Origin of the sequence: Klebsiella sp. Lac1 (assembly GCF_009825425.1) — a bacterium.
In the GTDB taxonomy this organism is placed as follows: Bacteria; Pseudomonadota; Gammaproteobacteria; order Enterobacterales; family Enterobacteriaceae; genus Klebsiella; species Klebsiella electrica.
In genome coordinates this window covers 1,326,323-1,341,517 of the sequence record NZ_VJZJ01000001.1, presented here as the reverse complement: position 1 = coordinate 1,341,517, position 15,195 = coordinate 1,326,323, and the positions used below count along the sequence as shown (strand labels likewise).

At 52.3% G+C, this 15,195-nt stretch carries 18 protein-coding genes; 12 read left to right on the top strand and 6 right to left on the bottom strand.

What is annotated here, in order from left to right; translation table 11 throughout:
- Positions 1-260: 260 nt before the first annotated feature.
- Complete coding sequence (locus FNY10_RS06400; RefSeq protein WP_160703586.1) at positions 261-710, top strand: NUDIX hydrolase; 450 nt, start codon at positions 261-263, stop codon at positions 708-710.
- A 105-nt stretch (positions 711-815) separates the two neighbouring features.
- Here FNY10_RS06400 and FNY10_RS06395 read toward each other — a convergent pair whose 3' ends face one another.
- Positions 816-1,040 (bottom strand): hypothetical protein, encoded by a 225-nt coding sequence (locus tag FNY10_RS06395; protein WP_160703588.1) that lies wholly within the window; start codon positions 1,038-1,040, stop codon positions 816-818.
- Between the two features lie 269 nt (positions 1,041-1,309).
- On the opposite strand from FNY10_RS06395, the gene FNY10_RS06390 reads away from it, so the two are divergent.
- The 4 genes from FNY10_RS06390 to FNY10_RS06375 all read left to right on the top strand — a co-directional run bounded on the left by FNY10_RS06390 (position 1,310) and on the right by FNY10_RS06375 (position 5,192).
- A complete protein-coding gene (locus FNY10_RS06390; RefSeq protein ID WP_160703590.1) occupies positions 1,310-1,591 on the top strand; it encodes a hypothetical protein in 282 nt (93 codons plus the stop codon).
- Positions 1,592-1,928: 337 nt separating this feature from the next.
- Positions 1,929-3,281 carry a beta-propeller fold lactonase family protein gene (locus FNY10_RS06385; RefSeq protein ID WP_227699350.1) on the top strand — a complete coding sequence of 451 codons (1,353 nt, stop codon included), beginning with the start codon at positions 1,929-1,931 and terminating at the stop codon, positions 3,279-3,281.
- Positions 3,282-3,609: 328 nt separating this feature from the next.
- Positions 3,610-4,593 carry an alpha/beta fold hydrolase gene (locus tag FNY10_RS06380; RefSeq protein WP_160703594.1) on the top strand — a complete coding sequence of 328 codons (984 nt, stop codon included), beginning with the start codon at positions 3,610-3,612 and terminating at the stop codon, positions 4,591-4,593.
- A 125-nt stretch (positions 4,594-4,718) separates the two neighbouring features.
- Positions 4,719-5,192, top strand: a complete 474-nt coding sequence (locus FNY10_RS06375) for an NUDIX hydrolase (protein ID WP_131050101.1) — start codon at positions 4,719-4,721, stop codon at positions 5,190-5,192.
- 134 nt (positions 5,193-5,326) lie between these two features.
- On the opposite strand, the gene FNY10_RS06370 is transcribed toward FNY10_RS06375, so the two are convergent.
- Entirely contained in the window at positions 5,327-6,520 is a 1,194-nt protein-coding gene (locus FNY10_RS06370; RefSeq protein WP_160703596.1) for an MFS transporter, read from the bottom strand.
- 175 nt (positions 6,521-6,695) lie between these two features.
- On the opposite strand from FNY10_RS06370, the gene FNY10_RS06365 reads away from it, so the two are divergent.
- On the top strand, positions 6,696-7,577 hold the full coding sequence (locus FNY10_RS06365; protein ID WP_160703598.1) for a LysR family transcriptional regulator: 882 nt from the start codon (positions 6,696-6,698) through the stop codon (positions 7,575-7,577).
- Between the two features lie 119 nt (positions 7,578-7,696).
- Here FNY10_RS06365 and FNY10_RS06360 read toward each other — a convergent pair whose 3' ends face one another.
- From FNY10_RS06360 to FNY10_RS06350, 3 genes are all read right to left on the bottom strand, one after another.
- On the bottom strand, positions 7,697-7,912 hold the full coding sequence (locus tag FNY10_RS06360) for a DUF6500 family protein (protein WP_160703600.1): 216 nt from the start codon (positions 7,910-7,912) through the stop codon (positions 7,697-7,699).
- Between the two features lie 69 nt (positions 7,913-7,981).
- Entirely contained in the window at positions 7,982-8,476 is a 495-nt protein-coding gene (locus FNY10_RS06355; RefSeq protein WP_131050098.1) for a DinB family protein, read from the bottom strand.
- A 41-nt stretch (positions 8,477-8,517) separates the two neighbouring features.
- The gene (locus FNY10_RS06350; RefSeq protein ID WP_131050097.1) at positions 8,518-9,786 is read right to left on the bottom strand and encodes an MFS transporter; all 1,269 of its coding nucleotides are present in this window, start codon (positions 9,784-9,786) and stop codon (positions 8,518-8,520) included.
- A 143-nt stretch (positions 9,787-9,929) separates the two neighbouring features.
- Here FNY10_RS06350 and FNY10_RS06345 point away from each other — a divergent pair, with 143 nt between their 5' ends.
- A complete protein-coding gene (locus FNY10_RS06345; RefSeq protein WP_131050096.1) occupies positions 9,930-10,361 on the top strand; it encodes a helix-turn-helix domain-containing protein in 432 nt (143 codons plus the stop codon).
- 87 nt (positions 10,362-10,448) lie between these two features.
- On the opposite strand, the gene FNY10_RS06340 is transcribed toward FNY10_RS06345, so the two are convergent.
- Positions 10,449-11,381 carry a LysR family transcriptional regulator gene (locus FNY10_RS06340; protein ID WP_160703601.1) on the bottom strand — a complete coding sequence of 311 codons (933 nt, stop codon included), beginning with the start codon at positions 11,379-11,381 and terminating at the stop codon, positions 10,449-10,451.
- A 119-nt stretch (positions 11,382-11,500) separates the two neighbouring features.
- On the opposite strand from FNY10_RS06340, the gene FNY10_RS06335 reads away from it, so the two are divergent.
- From FNY10_RS06335 to FNY10_RS06315, 5 genes are all read left to right on the top strand, one after another.
- Complete coding sequence (locus FNY10_RS06335) at positions 11,501-12,940, top strand: NAD-dependent succinate-semialdehyde dehydrogenase (protein WP_160703602.1); 1,440 nt, start codon at positions 11,501-11,503, stop codon at positions 12,938-12,940.
- Between the two features lie 41 nt (positions 12,941-12,981).
- A complete protein-coding gene (locus FNY10_RS06330; RefSeq protein ID WP_227699349.1) occupies positions 12,982-13,236 on the top strand; it encodes a carboxymuconolactone decarboxylase family protein in 255 nt (84 codons plus the stop codon).
- Positions 13,203-13,361 carry a zinc-binding dehydrogenase gene (locus FNY10_RS06325; RefSeq protein WP_224742478.1) on the top strand — a complete coding sequence of 53 codons (159 nt, stop codon included), beginning with the start codon at positions 13,203-13,205 and terminating at the stop codon, positions 13,359-13,361. Before FNY10_RS06330 ends, FNY10_RS06325 begins: the two co-directional genes overlap by 34 nt.
- Positions 13,362-13,581: 220 nt before the next feature.
- The gene (locus FNY10_RS06320) at positions 13,582-14,271 is read left to right on the top strand and encodes a helix-turn-helix transcriptional regulator (protein WP_131050093.1); all 690 of its coding nucleotides are present in this window, start codon (positions 13,582-13,584) and stop codon (positions 14,269-14,271) included.
- Positions 14,272-14,338: 67 nt separating this feature from the next.
- Positions 14,339-15,088: an SDR family NAD(P)-dependent oxidoreductase gene (locus FNY10_RS06315; protein ID WP_131050092.1), complete on the top strand. Its 750-nt coding sequence runs from the start codon at positions 14,339-14,341 to the stop codon at positions 15,086-15,088.
- Positions 15,089-15,195 lie beyond the last annotated feature (107 nt).

Here is a 15,195-nt window from a genome sequence, read left to right as displayed (position 1 = left end):
ATGTATGGTTATCATGCACTCAAATGGTGCTTTTTTGATTAAAAAGAGTGCAATCGCGACAGACGCGCTGCTTCCTGAATTCAACTCCGCGCCTGGCGCCAATCTGCCCCTGAACAGACCGTGAGGGACGATTTATACCCCTGCCCCGGCGGCCGCCTTTCAGCCTCCCGCCTCTCGTCAGATCCTGAAATTTGGCGATTCACTTAAACGCCGATATACTGTATATAAATACAGTCATATTGATTAACAGGAACCAACTCATGAGCAGGGAAAGATATAACCTTTCTATCGCAGTTTTCGTTTTAGTTCTCAGGGGAAATGAAATCTGCATGTTGCGACGAGCTAATACCGGTTGGATGGACGGGTGCTATAGCTTGCCTGCCGGTGGGCTTGAATATGGTGAAACACTTTCCTGTGCTGCTGCAAGAGAGTTGGCAGAAGAAACAGGTATGCAGGCATCCCCCTTTGAAATGACCCTTGCCCACACAATGCATGTCTGGACCGAAAACCGTTCATGGGTAGGGCATTATTTTATTTGTCAAAATTGGGATGGTATCGCGTTTCTCGCCGAGCCAGAAAAACACGCGCAACTTAGCTGGGAAGATATCGCATTATTGCCAGAGGATACCATCCCTTATGTCCGACAGGCGATAAAGGCTATCAGCAAGGGCCAAACATATTCAGAGTATGGCTGGGAAAAAACGAGTTAAGCAACCCAGGACACAGGAGACATTCACAGCAGCTAGCACCGAGGCTCAACGGCTATCAGCCTGGACAGTCAGGTGCTTCTGTCCGGTCATGCCTGCCTGTGGCATCTATCTCAGTAATAACTGGATCAGCTGAACAAAAATATACACCGTTGCTGCCACTTGCAATGCCCGGAACGTCCATCTGAGGTAGCGCCATTCATGGCGTTCTCTGGCATCAGCTTCTTCAATGGCGGGGGCAGAACGTTGTCTTTTCTTTGTCCTGAATTCATCGATTACCCACAGGACGAGAATAAGGATAATGATGATTTTCTGAAGTATGGGATTATCCACCAACAGTGACTCCGGCCTGCTCGCTGATGAAGGCAGAATAGATGAACCGCCCTCACATAACCACCGCTAAATGTAGGGGTAAGATTAATTTTCGTCCTGGCAGGGCTTTTAGGTGATGCTGTCCATAGCAGGTTGCTCTGCTGCTGAGGAGTCAGTTGAGCGAAACATCCGGCCAGCAGCTATGAGCGAGGAGCGGACCTTGAGTAATCCTTTTCTATCCAGGCTTTTTATGTTTTCCTTCGCTTAGGCAACGGAACAGGGAAATCACCGTGAAAATCTACTGGACCCTAAAAAGTATTAACGAACTAAAAGACTTATCTTTTCGGGAGCGCGGAAAACGGTGGCGGAGTGCGTATATATCGGCCTTCCGGCACTGGCAGACTTGGGGCGGCCTCGCCCTCTGCGGAGCCTTCAGCGGCGCGGGAGCGTACTTTGGCGGCATGGCCGGCACCGTAATATTTGCCGGGTTGGGTGGCTTTATTTACGGCCAGATCGTGACACACGTTGTCCTGAAATATTATCGGCACCGGCTGCAGGGCGAAGCTAAATGACCTTTCAGGCTCATATATCATTGCGCGAACCGCATACCCATGAACTGCTCACGATTAATGACATAACACGACGGCAATAATGTCCGCTCCTGGCACAATGCCGCCCCCTTCCCGGAAAATCTCCAGTACGTTCACCCGCTATACATCAAACTCCCCCCACCTCTGCAATACCACCCAAAATAGTAATGATAATTATTTGCATTGATGTGATACATTCAATGCGCGCATGCCACGTGATATTTCTCATGGCGGAAGGTAAGACGCTGCGCGTGGGGAATCACCGGTGACTGCATTGAGATGCAGCATCAATACAACTTATGGAGATAAGATGAGAAGAATGTCAATCCGTTCAGTGCTGTTGGCCTCCACTCTTGCGATGTCAACCGCCACAACGGCATACGCCGATAGCCAATGGGCAGCCGCCACCACGACCTTTCCTGGCAGTATTCGTGCCGGATCACGGGACATTCCCGTTAAGCCCGGAGATAAAACGGTGATAACGATTAAGAGCCTGCCAGCGGGCGCGACCGTCACCATGCTGAATGGTGCTGAAGTTCTGACATCGAAACCACTGACCGCCGATGATAAGGGAAACCTCACGATTCCGCTGACCATTCCGGCCGATGCCGCGACAGGCCTTCATCCACTCACGGCGATCACTGAAAATCCCGCGAGCGTTTCGCAAGTCATGTTGAAATTGTCCCAGATTGTTGCGCCGAAAAACATTGAGGCTTTCAGACTGCAAACAGTTCCCGTCGGTGAGCGGGCTTACCAGTCGGCAGTTTCGGCCAACGGGAAGCTGTTCGTGACCTCTGCGCGCGGCCCGAAGGATGGTAGCCGCCTGATGAGACTGAACGCCGGAACGCTGGCTGTCGAAGCGGAGGCTACGCTGCCTAAAGACAAAAAGGGTGAGCAGATTGGCGTCTTCGGCATCGCTGTTGATAATGTCCATAATCATGTCTGGACGACGAACACGCTTGCCGAGACGGTGACCGTCTATGACGCAAAGACCCTTTCCGTCGTGAAAGTCTTCCCGGAGGGGTCAGTCGTACATCCACGCGATGTGATTATTGATGAAGCCCACAATCGGGCTTATGTCAGCGCAGCGCTAACCGGTTTTATCGAGGTATATGATACAAAAACGCTGGAGCATATCGGTCAGATAGAGTTTGTGACCAACCGCGGCCGCGACCAGTTTTACAGTACCGATCTTGCCCTCGACAGTGCCGGTCAGAAACTCTATGGCGTCAGCCGCGATACGCCCTGGGTGGGCTGGATTGATCTCAAAACGGGTAAGAGTACGACGGTGAAAATACCTCAGGCGCAAGGCGCAACCGACATCGCTCGCGATCCGAAGACCGGTCGTCTCTACGTCGTTTCCCAGGAGACGAACAATGTCGTGGTTCTTGATGCGGACGGCAAGGTTCTCGCCGATACTTACATTGGCGCCGGGGGCGTATCTGTCGTCTGGGATCCGGTGACGTCGCAGGTTTTCGCCGCCACGCGTGCAGGCGGAACCGTTGCTGTTCTGGACAAGGACGGTAAACTGGTTGCTAATATTCCGATGGATGATACGCCAAACCACCTGACCGTCGCCCCTGATGGTGCCGTTTATCTGGTGTCTATGTATGGGACGACCGGGGATAAAGCTCAAACAGGCTCAGTGACGAAAATCACCCCCACAAAATAACGGCCTACGTTATTCACGGCCAGACCGGCCTGACATGATTAACCCCCTGCCGCCTATGGCGCAGGGGGATATTCCCGGCATATCTGACCGATATTCGCATCCTCTGACTTGAGGCAGGCCGACGTCAATGGCTATCCATAAACACAACTTTTCAACAATAACTCCGCGTTGGAAAACTCAAGCCAGGCGTTAATCTCGCTATCTGTTCCTGATTAGGCTTTATCGGGGGTGAACTTGACTACCATCACTAATGTGTTAATTAATAAAGAGCAGAACATATTTATCATATAAATTGTCATGTACGCTTAGTTCTACAGGAACATAATCGGTGAATATTACAGCCTGCATTGCTCTTTTGAGCGCATGTCCATTTGTAAGTCAGGCGTCGATGCCGCTGACCTTTTCCGAAATATTCCTGGATGCTCCTGGACCAAAAGGCCCTTTGAAAGGCACGTTACTGACCCCAAATTCGAAACCAACCGCCGTTGCTCTTATCGTTCCTGGCTCCGGGCCGACCGATCGGGATGGAAACAATCCGCCTGGTGTCAATGCATCGCCTTACCGACTTCTTGCCGAAGGCCTGGCTTCGAAAGGCTTTGCCACGCTTCGTATCGATAAACGAGGAATGTTCGCTAGCGCATTGGCGGTAGATAATGCCAATGCGGTGACAATTGCTGACTATGTTGACGACGTTCGGGCCTGGATAAAAGTGCTGAGACGTGAGACGCAAACTCCCTGTATTTGGATAATGGGACACAGTGAAGGAGGTCTTGTCGCACTGGCCTCGGCTCAGGAAGAGGATGTGTGCGGAGTGGTTCTTATTGCAACGCCCGGGAGGCCGATGGGCGAGGTGTTGAAAGGACAATTAATGGCTAATCCGGCAAACGCACCTTTATTAAAGGAAGCTTTACCGATAATTGATGCTCTGGAGCATCGGCGGCGAGTCGATACAACGAATATACATCCAGCGCTGCAAAATCTCTTTAATCCTGCGATTCAGGGGTTTTTGATCGATGCGTTTTCATATAACCCGGACCAACTCATTGCGACCATTTCCAAACCCGTATTAGTTCTACAAGGGCAACGCGATATCCAGGTAGAAGAAATGGATGCAAGAAGGCTTAAAACGGCCAATCCTCGAGCCTCCCTGGTGATACTGCCCAATATGAACCATGTGATGAAAGAGGTCACTTCGGACGATCGCGAGGCCAATATCGCTTCCTACACCGACCCCACCCTTCCCTTAGCGCCAGGTTTAATCGAATCGATTGCGCATTTCCTCATCCACAGCGCCCCTTGTTCCGAAAAATAACTGTTTGCCTGAGATAAGAAGGCCCGGATAAAATTCATTCTCGATATTTTAGGGATTCAGACAGAATAATGGCTACCTCAAAATATGAGAGGTAGCCATTATTATTTATTTCAGGAGGTTATATCGTGCGTACTCGGCCATCATCCCGTTTGATAGTGCTTTCGCCTGAAAACCGCGTGCTGCTCTTTAGCTTCAACCATAAAGATGACGCGTTGAGTGGAAAATCTTACTGGGCAACGCCCGGTGGAGGACTTGAACTCAATGAATCTTTTGAACAGGCAGCCTTACGTGAATTAAGAGAAGAAACGGGATTGACAAGAAGCACTGCGGGGCCGCAAGTCGCTTCCAGAAGCTTCACAATGATGCTGCCCTGCGGGGAAACGGTTCTCGCAGAAGAGCATTTTTTTATTATTCACACAGAAAAATCAGATATCGATTGTTCCGGATGGAGCAGCAACGAAAAAAAAGTTATCCATGCTCACCGCTGGTGGACATTAGAAGAACTCAGACATACAAATGAAACGATCTTTCCACTCGATTTGATTATTGACATACTTGCTGACCAGTTAATCGGTAGCACGACAATATCCCCTCCCTGACTGTTACCTGCGCACTATGAGAAATCACCTCTTCTGCACTCAGTGTCCGGGTGAATAAAGACATTAACACCGCCGGGATGCACCGTTCTCACTGGCGCCTGATTAGGTCGCTAATCAGGCTTGACGCTGCAGAATTACGCCTGCCTTTCCGGGCTTTTCAGCATCCAAACCAGTACCATACCGCAGGCGATGACCGCCGCCGCCAGTATCACCATGGTCTGAAGACCGACCTTCGCCGACACCAGGCCTCCGACAAGCGCCCCCGTACCGATCGCAGCATTGAAAATGGCAACGTAGACGGCTGATGCGGGCTGAGTGGCCTCTCCCGCGCTGCAAAGCAGCCAGGTTTGTAAGCCAACGAACACAATTGCCATACCTGCGCCCCATAGGGCGAGCAGCGTTCCGGTAAACCACATTGGACATGATGGCCAGCCCTTGATACCCGACATCCCTGGTGCGCCCGCACTGAGCAACAGCGATGTCATAATCAGTATCTTGATATATCGATCAATGAGTTTACCGGCAATGATATTTCCCAGCAGCCCGGAGAGACCTGAAATCAGTAGCAGAGCTGAAATAGCAGATGTAGGTATACCACGGGCCTGGGTTAGCAAGGGTTCAAGATAAGTGAAGGCGGCAAAGTGTGCTGAAATAATGCAGGCCGTTGCGCCAAAGAGTGAAAGGAGCAACGGATTTTTAAAGATCGCCCCGTAAACCCTCAGACTCAGCGGTTGCGGAGCCGCCAACGCGGGAAGCGTCCAGAATAACGCAACGGCGGTGACAAATGACAGCAAGGAGATCGCGGTAAACGCCTGTCGCCATCCGGCCAGGCCGGCAATAAAACTTGATAGCGGCACACCCAGCACGCTGGCCGCCGAGACACCGGCAAAGATGACTGACGTGGCTAATCCCAGCTTATCTACCGGCAGAAGCTTTATCACCACGGTACCAATTAATGCCCAGAAAGCGCCGTGCGCAAGCGCCCCTGTCATTCGCGCCGTCATAAATTCCCGCATGGTGTGCGATTGCGTCGCCATCAGACAAGAGAGCGACAGAATTAGCATCAACGCCACCAGCAGCGCCTTGCGGGAAAGCCGGACGGGGATTGCGCCGGCCAGCAAAGCCGCCAGCGCGGCAACCCATCCATATGCGGTGACGGCAAGACCCGCCCCCGCTTCAGTCTGATGTAAATCTTTCGCTAACGCGCTGAGCATGCCAACCGGCGAAAGTTCGCTGGTTACAATCGAAAATGCACTGATCCCCAGTGCAGTTACGGCGAGCCAGGCGCGCATGGGCGCCGTGTTTGCCTGTAAAACGGTGTCGTTCATTGAATGAATTTCCCAGGAATAATATGTGAAAGGGGGATGTTTACCAGAGGCGATCGGTTTTCCGCGTCGTTCCTCATTGCCTGTTTATCTCCTTATGTGGAGTGCAGTATCATCCCGAGATAAGTGATAAAACAGACCTGAAAACGGAGAGCCGTTTTCCATAATCGGAAAATAGATGACAACAGATTTTAACTGGGACGATACGCGGGTTTTTCTGGCTGTCGCCCGAGCGGGCACCCTTAGCGGCGCTGCAAATGCCCTGGATATGGGCATCGCGACCCTCTCAAGAAGGCTGGACAGGCTTGAAAAGTCGCTGGCCGTCCCTCTGTTCAGCAGACACCAGAGCGGCTACCGACTCACGGATGATGGCGAGGCGCTTCTGGAACGTGCCGAGGCGCTTGAACATGCCGGACTCGCGTTCGGCGAGACGGCCAGGCTGCAAGGGAACGTTGCCGGGCTTACCCGACTGGCTACATCGGATAACCTGGCGGCGTATTTTATTCTTCCTTCGCTCAACGCGTTGATGGAAAAATATCCCGACCTGCGGGTCGAGGTGATAAGCGGTGTGCAATCCGTCAATCTGCATCGGCGGGATGCTGATTTAGCAATACGGATGGTCAAACCAGACAGCGGAAACCTGACGCTAAAGCGTCTCGGTATCGTGGGATTTGGCTTATACGCCGCCGATGCCTGTTTAAATGGCGCCACTGGCGTAGCGTCAGGTCACGCTCAGTATGTGGGCTGGCCGGAATCGCATCAACACCTGCCCGCTGCGCGATGGGTCACGCAGACGCTTCGCGGCAGTCCATGCAGAGTGGAAGCGAACACGCTGGCAGCGCAGTTATCGGCAGTTTCAGCAGGCCTGGGGTTGGGGGTGCTGCCACACTTTATGGCGCGGAAAAACGGTCTGCATTGTGTGAATTCGGATCTCGGCGTCGATCAAACCTTATGGCTGGTGATGCATTCAGATTTAGCCAATTCGCGGCGCGTCAGAGTGGTCGCCGATCATTTAATTACCCTGTTCGATGGGATAAAAGATCAGCTGATGTTGCCATAGCCGTTTAATTAATTGCTACTTACAACTTACACCATGGCCGGTGACTGAAAATGGTGTTCCCGGTCAGGCCAGGGTGAAGTCTGTTCTCGGTTAAACCCCTTACCTGAATCGCAGGTGTGTTACATCGCCTGGACGAGGGCTCTTATCTTTTCCGCCTTTTCAAAGTGGTCCAGTTTCATCTCGATAATCCACCAATGCGCAACTTCCATAAGCAATTCAGGATCGTCATTTTTATTGGCAAAAAAAGCATAGAACAAAAGTCCTGTATTGCTTCCCCTGGAGGCAATTTTTGAATCGCAGACCCTGATGATTTTTTCCTTCATTTCTTGTCGCACTGCCTCTCCCTCTCTATTTTCAGGTTCTAAGCCTTAAAAGATAATATCATTTCGCGCTGGGTTAAAAATTTAACCCTGGTGGTTATGATCTCTGAGAAAAACGGTGAAGACGTCCTTAGGCGGGGTTATACCACATTCTGAAAGCAGCCAACCCACCGCGCCGCGATGATAGGTACCGTGAAACAGCACATGGTTAAGCATATCCCTCGCTTTCATTTCACCACATCCGCCATCAACGAAGCGGAATTTTATCGTTTCTGAAAGGTCAACGGTACTCATCGCACTGACATGTTGAAGATACCAGTCTGTGCATTCTGCCATCTTTGACAAAAGCTCATCACCCGACGGAGTTTCTGGCGTATTCAGCGCTGTATAGCCGTGATTTTGGCCGGTAATATTTGCTCTGAAAATCATATCAACTACATGAATATGGTTCATCAGTCTGAGCATGAGATGGTGTTTATCTGCATTAACGGCGGTATCCACCCTGTTTATTGCTCGTAGCGTTTCTGTGTCTATCCAACGCTTGTACTTAAATAACGTCACTATCGAATCCATACCCATACACCTCATTTTCTTACGCAGAACCATCATATCAGCAACGATCAATGCGTAATATCTTTCGCTTTTGATGCAAGAGAGCCGTCCGGCCCCCGGTTAAATACACTGAGGAAAACCACAACAACGGCGACCAGCATGAATACGCCCGCCAGCAGAAAGGTGCCCCCCATTGCGGCGCGGATAGCCTGTGCGCAAGCGTGCGCGAAGTCATGCGTTCCCACCAGGTGTGCAAATACGGCTCCCATAGCGGCAGCCCCTGCAATCAGGCCGGTATTACGCGAGAGGCTGAGTAGCCCGGAAACCGCGCCGCGCCTGTCATCAGGAACATCAGATAACACCGCCGTGTTATTCGCCGCCTGGAAAAGCTGATAGCCCGGCGTAAGCACGGCCAGCGAAATAATATACCCGGAAACGCCCATTATTTGCGGCAGCCCCGCCATCAGAAAGGTGCCTGCAGCCAGAAGGGATATTCCAGCCGCCACAATACGACGGCTACCCAGTCTGTCAACGAAGCGGCCTGACGGGATCCCACTGAATACCGAGATAACAGGACCGATAGCCATCACGAGACCGACATGTACGCTGTTCATACCCAGCCCCGAACTGAGGAAAAACGGTCCGACAACCAGCGTGGTCATCATCACAGCGGCAACCAGCACATTGACGAACAGGCTGCTTATGATTTTCCTGCTCAGCGGAGACTTCAAACCGCAGCCAGCGGGTTTACGTTTGACCATATCGCCCGGTAAGACGGCGACAGCCAGAATCGTCGTGAGCACGGCCAGAGGAATCTGAACCCAGAAGATACCGCGCCAACCCGCAAGCGGGAGCAGTAAACCGCCGAGCGATGGCCCCAGCGCCGTACCCAGTGCGGATAGGGTTCCGAGGATACCCATTGCTCTTCCGAGACAGGCGCTGTCTGCTTCCTGGCGCATAAGAGCCATCGACAGCGTCATCAGAAAGGCGGCCCCGACGCCCTGTATTCCCCGTGCGCCAACCAGCAACTCCAGGTCAGGCATAACCGCGCAAAGCAGACAAGCGACGGTAAATAACATCAGCCCGCTGACCAGCATCCGCTTCAGTCCAAATCTGTCACCGAGCCCGCCCGCAATAACAGCAGAGAGGGTCAGCGCGACAAGATAGACCACGACAACAGCCTGAACCTGCTCAAACGGAGCCATAAAAGCCTGTACCAGGGTCGGTAAAGCAATATTCGCAATACTGGTGCCCAGCGAGGCCAGAAGCGTTGCCAGAGAAAGCGTCACGGTGATGCCTGTATTGTGGCGACTCTTTGTTTTCTCATCAGTTTTCATGATTCTCATTCCTGGTCGGGTCAATTTCGCTGAACCTTACCACTTCAAGTCAACTTGAAGTCAACGTCTGTTTTTCAGTAATCTGATGACGGATATTGATCTTCATTCAGGGACTTTTCTCTGTCGCAATCGTTGGGGTTATCATGAAACTTCTGGATATTGGTGAAGTTGCGAAGACAAGCGGAATCAGCCCGTCAGCCCTTCGCTATTACGAAGAAACCGGTCTGATTTGTGCAGTTGCCCGTCGGGGGCTGCGGAGGCAGTACTCCCCTGACGTGCTCCTGCGGCTTAACCTGATTATTATGGGTAAGGCGGCAAACTTTTCGCTTAATGAAATCGCGGAAATGTTTGGCAGAGACGGGAAGCCTGATATTTCCCGGCCCCTGTGCAGTGCGAAAGCCCGGGAGCTGAACGAGCAAATCAACGACCTGACCGCACTGCGCGACACGCTGCTTCACGTGGCCAGTTGCCCTGCCCCATCACATATGGACTGTCCGACGTTCAGACGGCTTGCCGGAATAGCAGGAAAACGCCACCGGGGCCAGAAAAACCGAAGCAAACGAGCACAATCATGAAGCGCCCTGAACAGAAAATCCCGCTGCCCGACGGGAGGATCGTGTCGTCGCCCTTTTGGAGTACAGGTCCTCAATGTCAGATGTTCTTCATGGCTGACAGCGACGCGTTGACCATTTTGCAGGGTGTCCGATGAACTCACGCAATGCGTCGAGAAACACCGTGACTCTGGCAGGCGGGTGACGTAATGCGCGTAACGCATAGATTCCTGTGGACATATGCGGTTGCTCGTCCAGTTCCGGGAAGAGCTGGACGAGCGCGCCGCTGTTAATGTCATCTCCCGCCACCCAGTCCGGCAGGAACGCAATACCCAGCCCTTCAACCGCCGCCTGACGCATTGCCTCGAAATCATCGCAGCCAAACATGGGTAAGTGGGTGTTTTCTCTGGCCGGATGGCCAATCACTCTCGACCAGCAAAGCAGATCCGCGCCATGCAGTTTATCGATTAAACGATGGGAGACGATTTCATCCAGCGAGGCGGGAACTCCCGTGTTTTCCAGATAAGCTGGACTTGCGCACAGCACGCGTATTTGCGTCGCTATTTTGCTGGCTATCAGCGTGCTGTCGGCCATTTCGCCAATGCGAATGACAACATCAAGGCGTTCAGCGACGGGGTCTGCCAGCCGTTCGGTCAGATCCAAATCGAGGCTCAGCTCAGGATACTGGCGGGAGAGTTTCGCCATGACCGGCAGCACATAACGTTTACCAAATGTGGGATAACACGCCACTCTCAGCACGCCCGTGACTTCTCCTTTCATTGACGCCAGTTCCTGCTGCGCATCCACCAATGAATCCAGGATCTGTCTGGCGCGGATAAGCAACGTTTCCCCGGCATCGGTCAGGGTTAAATGCCGCGTAGAGCGCAAAAATAGCGGCGTATCCAGGTAGGCTTCCAGCGCATCAATCTGCCGCCCTATCGAGGAGGGCGTGCGTCCGCGACGGCGGCCTGCGCCTGAAAAACTGCTCTCACGGGCGACATCGACAAAGACCCCCAGGAACTCGGCAAATTTCTCTGATTGCATCTGTGCATTTCTTGCATAGCTGTTGTGGGAAGACGCCATCTTATCAGCGATGTGCGCTGAACTTAATATCCTCTCAGCCGAATGACAGTACACAACCACACACATTGAGGATAACAACCATGCACAATCATCAATACGATCCCCTGTATCTTTTTATCGACGGTAACTGGATCGAAGCAGGCAACCGCGACACCGTCGCCGTGATTAACCCGGCAACCGAAGCCACTATCGGCCACCTGCCGCTGGCGAGCGCTGCCGATCTTGAATGTGCGCTTTCTGCCGCCCGTTCAGGCTTTGACGTCTGGCGCCATACCGTTCCTGCCGAACGCGCCCGCATCATGAAGTCTGCTGCGGCCCTGATACGAGAACGCGCGGAACATATCGCCATGCTGATGACGCTGGAGGAAGGTAAGCCGCTTTATGAAAGCCGTGATGAAGTACTGCGGGCAGCAGACTATTTTGAGTGGTTTGCGGAGGAAGCACGCCGCATTGATGGACGCGTTGTGCCGTCAAATCGCCCAGGCGTCCTGCAACTGGTCAAAAGAGAACCGATTGGCCCGGTTGCTGCGTTCACGCCCTGGAATTTCCCGGCTATTACCCCGGCACGCAAACTCTCGGCGGCACTGGCCGCAGGCTGCAGCGTGATCCTGAAACCCGGTGAAGAGAGTCCGGCGACGGCGCTGGCCCTGGCCCGCTGCCTGGATGATGCCGGTTTGCCCAAAGGCGTACTGCAAATTGTGTTTGGCGCGCCGGATCAGATTTCCGCCACGCTTATCGCCTCGCCGGTCATTCGCAAGGTGGCGTTCACCGGCTCCGTCCCGGTGGGTCGCCTGTTGTCCGGGCGCGCCGCCGCTGGTGTTAAACCGATTACCCTGGAACTGGGCGGCCATGGACCGGTACTGGTTTTTGCCGATGCAGATATTGAAGCGGCTGCAGCTGGCGGGGCGGCGAACCGGTTCCGGGGCACCGGGCAAATCTGTATCTCTTCAACCCGCTTTCTGATTCAGCGCGATGTTTACCCACAGTTTGTCGAACGCTTCGTGAACGCGACGGAACAGCTGGTTATCGGTGATGGTATGGCAGAAAACACCCAGTTGGGGCCGCTGGCGAATATCCGTCAACTGGAAAAAATGCAAGCGCTGATTGCTGATGCTGTCGCCCTGGGCGCCAGGGTACTCACCGGCGGCAAACGACGCCCGCGTCCGGGTTTTTTCTTTGAACCCACCGTGCTTGCCGATGTGCCGATGGAGGCGCGGATCATGCAGGAAGAGCCATTTGGTCCGATTGCCGTGATGCGCCCGTTCGACACGCTTGAAGACGGGCTGGCAGAAGCGAACCGTCTGCCGTATGCCCTGTCGGCATATGCCTTCACGCGTGACGCCCGTACTGTGCTGGACGTTAGCGATGGCCTTGAAGCCGGAATGATCGGGATTAACCAGTACCGCATGGTGGCGACGGAACTGCCTTTTGGCGGGATGAAAGAGAGCGGACATGGCTCTGAAGGCGGTCGGGAAGGTATCAGCCATTATCTGGTGAATAAATTCATCAGCCAAATTTAAAACACCCGATCGCTAATGACAGAACATAAGAGGAACTGACGATGAAACCTGTTGATTTTACGCGTCCGCATGAAGCTGCCCGCGCCTTTACTCCCAAACTCTCTGACTTTGTTGAGCAACCGCTGTATTCCGATGTCCGGACGGACTTGGATCTGGCGCCGCGCGACCGTAGCCTGATGACCATCGCCTGTCTTATTGCCCTGAATCATTCCAGTGAACTACCGGCCCACTTACGTCGCGGCCTTGGATCCCGCTGGAGCGAGTGCTGTACCGTCGCTTTAAAGAGTGCTGGTTAACCCGCTTCGGCAATAACGGGCTGAGCCCGGTCATTGACAGCGTATTCCCGCTCGCAGACGCCAGTAAAGCTCACCAGCGTATGGAAGACGGTCTGAACACCGAAAAAATTGTGTTGACGATGTAGGCGACGCAAACGCGCTGGCGATTTTCCTGCTTTACTGACGCTGATTTCCAGATGGGACGACCAGAAGGTATCCGATATTCGTGTACACTGTCTGGCGCAGGGCGGCGTGAACCGCATCACGCCCTGAACAACTAAACGCCAGAAACTGCGTAAGCGCGGTCGCGCGCGAATGTAAGACACCCCGACACATGGTCATCAGGATAAGGGAGGCGCAACAGATATGACCCGAACACAAAGGCTTCTTGAATTACTCCAGATATTACGGGCTCACCGCTATCCGGTCACTGCACTGACGCTTTCTGCAAACTTAAAGATAAGCGTGCGCACCGTTTACAGGGATATAAAAACGCTCCAGCACCAGGGAGTATGTATTGAGGGGAGTGCCGGGATTGGATATATTATTAATTCTGATTATCATTTACCGCCGCTGGTATTCACCGCGCAGGAGCTGAATGCTCTGACACTGGGTCTTAACTGGGTGTGTCACAACACGGACGCGGACTTTAAAAAAAATGCAAAAAAAGCCATTGCCAAAATACGCGCAGTTATTCCTGATAGATTACAGGAACACATTGAATATCAGTCATATCTGACAGGTCCGACTGAAAGAGAATGTTACGGCTTTGGTGATATACACCACGCAATTAATGAAAGAAAAAAAATCACTATAACCTACTCCGATAAAAATAATACCGTATCATCCCGTGTAATCTGGCCAGTCGCGCTGGTATATATGGAGTCCTGCTGGCTACTTGCAGGATGGTGCGAGATGAGAAACGATTTTCGTCATTTCAGAACCGACAGAATAAAGAAAATCACTGTACTGAGCACCACTTACCCGGAGAGCAGAGCTATCTTGTTGAAAAGATGGCGAGATGCGGAAGGTATCAGCCTGGACAGTGAGTACTGACAAAAATTGTCGCAACGATCGTGTACGCTCCTGTAGAAAAGACACCAGGATGATGACAGGAGAGCGTATGAACTTTCATAACAAAGTTGCATTAATCACGGGAAGTACCACGGGTATTGGCGAAGAGGTCGCAGGACAATTACACCGATATGGCGCCAGAGTCATCATTGTATCCCGGTCATTACATGAGGCCAGACAAAAAGCCAGATCGTTATCACCCGATGAAAAAACGGCGATCGGCATAGAATGTGATGTTGCAGACCCTGAACAAGTCAGCAGCATGATTAATCATGCCGTAGATCATTTCGGCAGGCTTGATTATGCCGTAAATAATGCAGGCACCACCGGTGAACATAATAAAACAATAACAGAGCAGACAGTAGACAACTGGAATAACGTCATATCAAACACACTGAGTAGCGTCTTTTACTGTATGAAATACGAAATACCAGAAATATTAAAATCAGGAGGCGGTTCAATAGTGAATTTGTCGGCAGTAAATGGGTTAGCAGGTATCCCCGGTCTGGCCCCTTACACGACGGCAAAGCATGGCATAATTGGTTTAACCAGAAGCGCGGCGCTGGAATTTGCCTGTCAAGGTGTGCGGGTTAACGCGGTTGCGCCGGGTTATGTCAGTACGCCGCGAATCAATGAACTTCCTGAAAATATTATCAGTGCGTTTGCAAACAGCCATCCCATGAAAAGAATGGCTACCATGACCGAAGTGGCTGATTTTATCCTGTTTTTATTGTCAGAAAAATCAGGGTTCTGTACCGGCGGTGTTTATCCTGTTGATGGCGGATATCTGGCTGAGTAACGAGCGCGTCGGAGATAACATTTGCCTGGCGTTGGATATGTTCCGCTCTCCAGGCCGCCCCAGACACTCTGGCGTAACGTTTGCTCTGCGCATGTCGTATTTTTGAG

Excerpts from the sequence above, each read along its gene's own strand:
- FNY10_RS06400 (WP_160703586.1), top strand. The coding sequence starts at position 261 with ATGAGCAGGGAAAGATATAACCTTTCTATCGCAGTTTTCGTTTTAGTT.
- FNY10_RS06385 (WP_227699350.1), top strand. The coding sequence starts at position 1,929 with ATGTCAATCCGTTCAGTGCTGTTGGCCTCCACTCTTGCGATGTCAACC.
- FNY10_RS06370 (WP_160703596.1), bottom strand. The coding sequence starts at position 6,520 with ATGAACGACACCGTTTTACAGGCAAACACGGCGCCCATGCGCGCCTGG.
- FNY10_RS06365 (WP_160703598.1), top strand. The coding sequence starts at position 6,696 with ATGACAACAGATTTTAACTGGGACGATACGCGGGTTTTTCTGGCTGTC.
- FNY10_RS06355 (WP_131050098.1), bottom strand. The coding sequence starts at position 8,476 with ATGGGTATGGATTCGATAGTGACGTTATTTAAGTACAAGCGTTGGATA.
- FNY10_RS06350 (WP_131050097.1), bottom strand. The coding sequence starts at position 9,786 with ATGAAAACTGATGAGAAAACAAAGAGTCGCCACAATACAGGCATCACC.
- FNY10_RS06345 (WP_131050096.1), top strand. The coding sequence starts at position 9,930 with ATGAAACTTCTGGATATTGGTGAAGTTGCGAAGACAAGCGGAATCAGC.
- FNY10_RS06340 (WP_160703601.1), bottom strand. The coding sequence starts at position 11,381 with ATGCAATCAGAGAAATTTGCCGAGTTCCTGGGGGTCTTTGTCGATGTC.
- FNY10_RS06335 (WP_160703602.1), top strand. The coding sequence starts at position 11,501 with ATGCACAATCATCAATACGATCCCCTGTATCTTTTTATCGACGGTAAC.
- FNY10_RS06330 (WP_227699349.1), top strand. The coding sequence starts at position 12,982 with ATGAAACCTGTTGATTTTACGCGTCCGCATGAAGCTGCCCGCGCCTTT.
- FNY10_RS06320 (WP_131050093.1), top strand. The coding sequence starts at position 13,582 with ATGACCCGAACACAAAGGCTTCTTGAATTACTCCAGATATTACGGGCT.
- FNY10_RS06315 (WP_131050092.1), top strand. The coding sequence starts at position 14,339 with ATGAACTTTCATAACAAAGTTGCATTAATCACGGGAAGTACCACGGGT.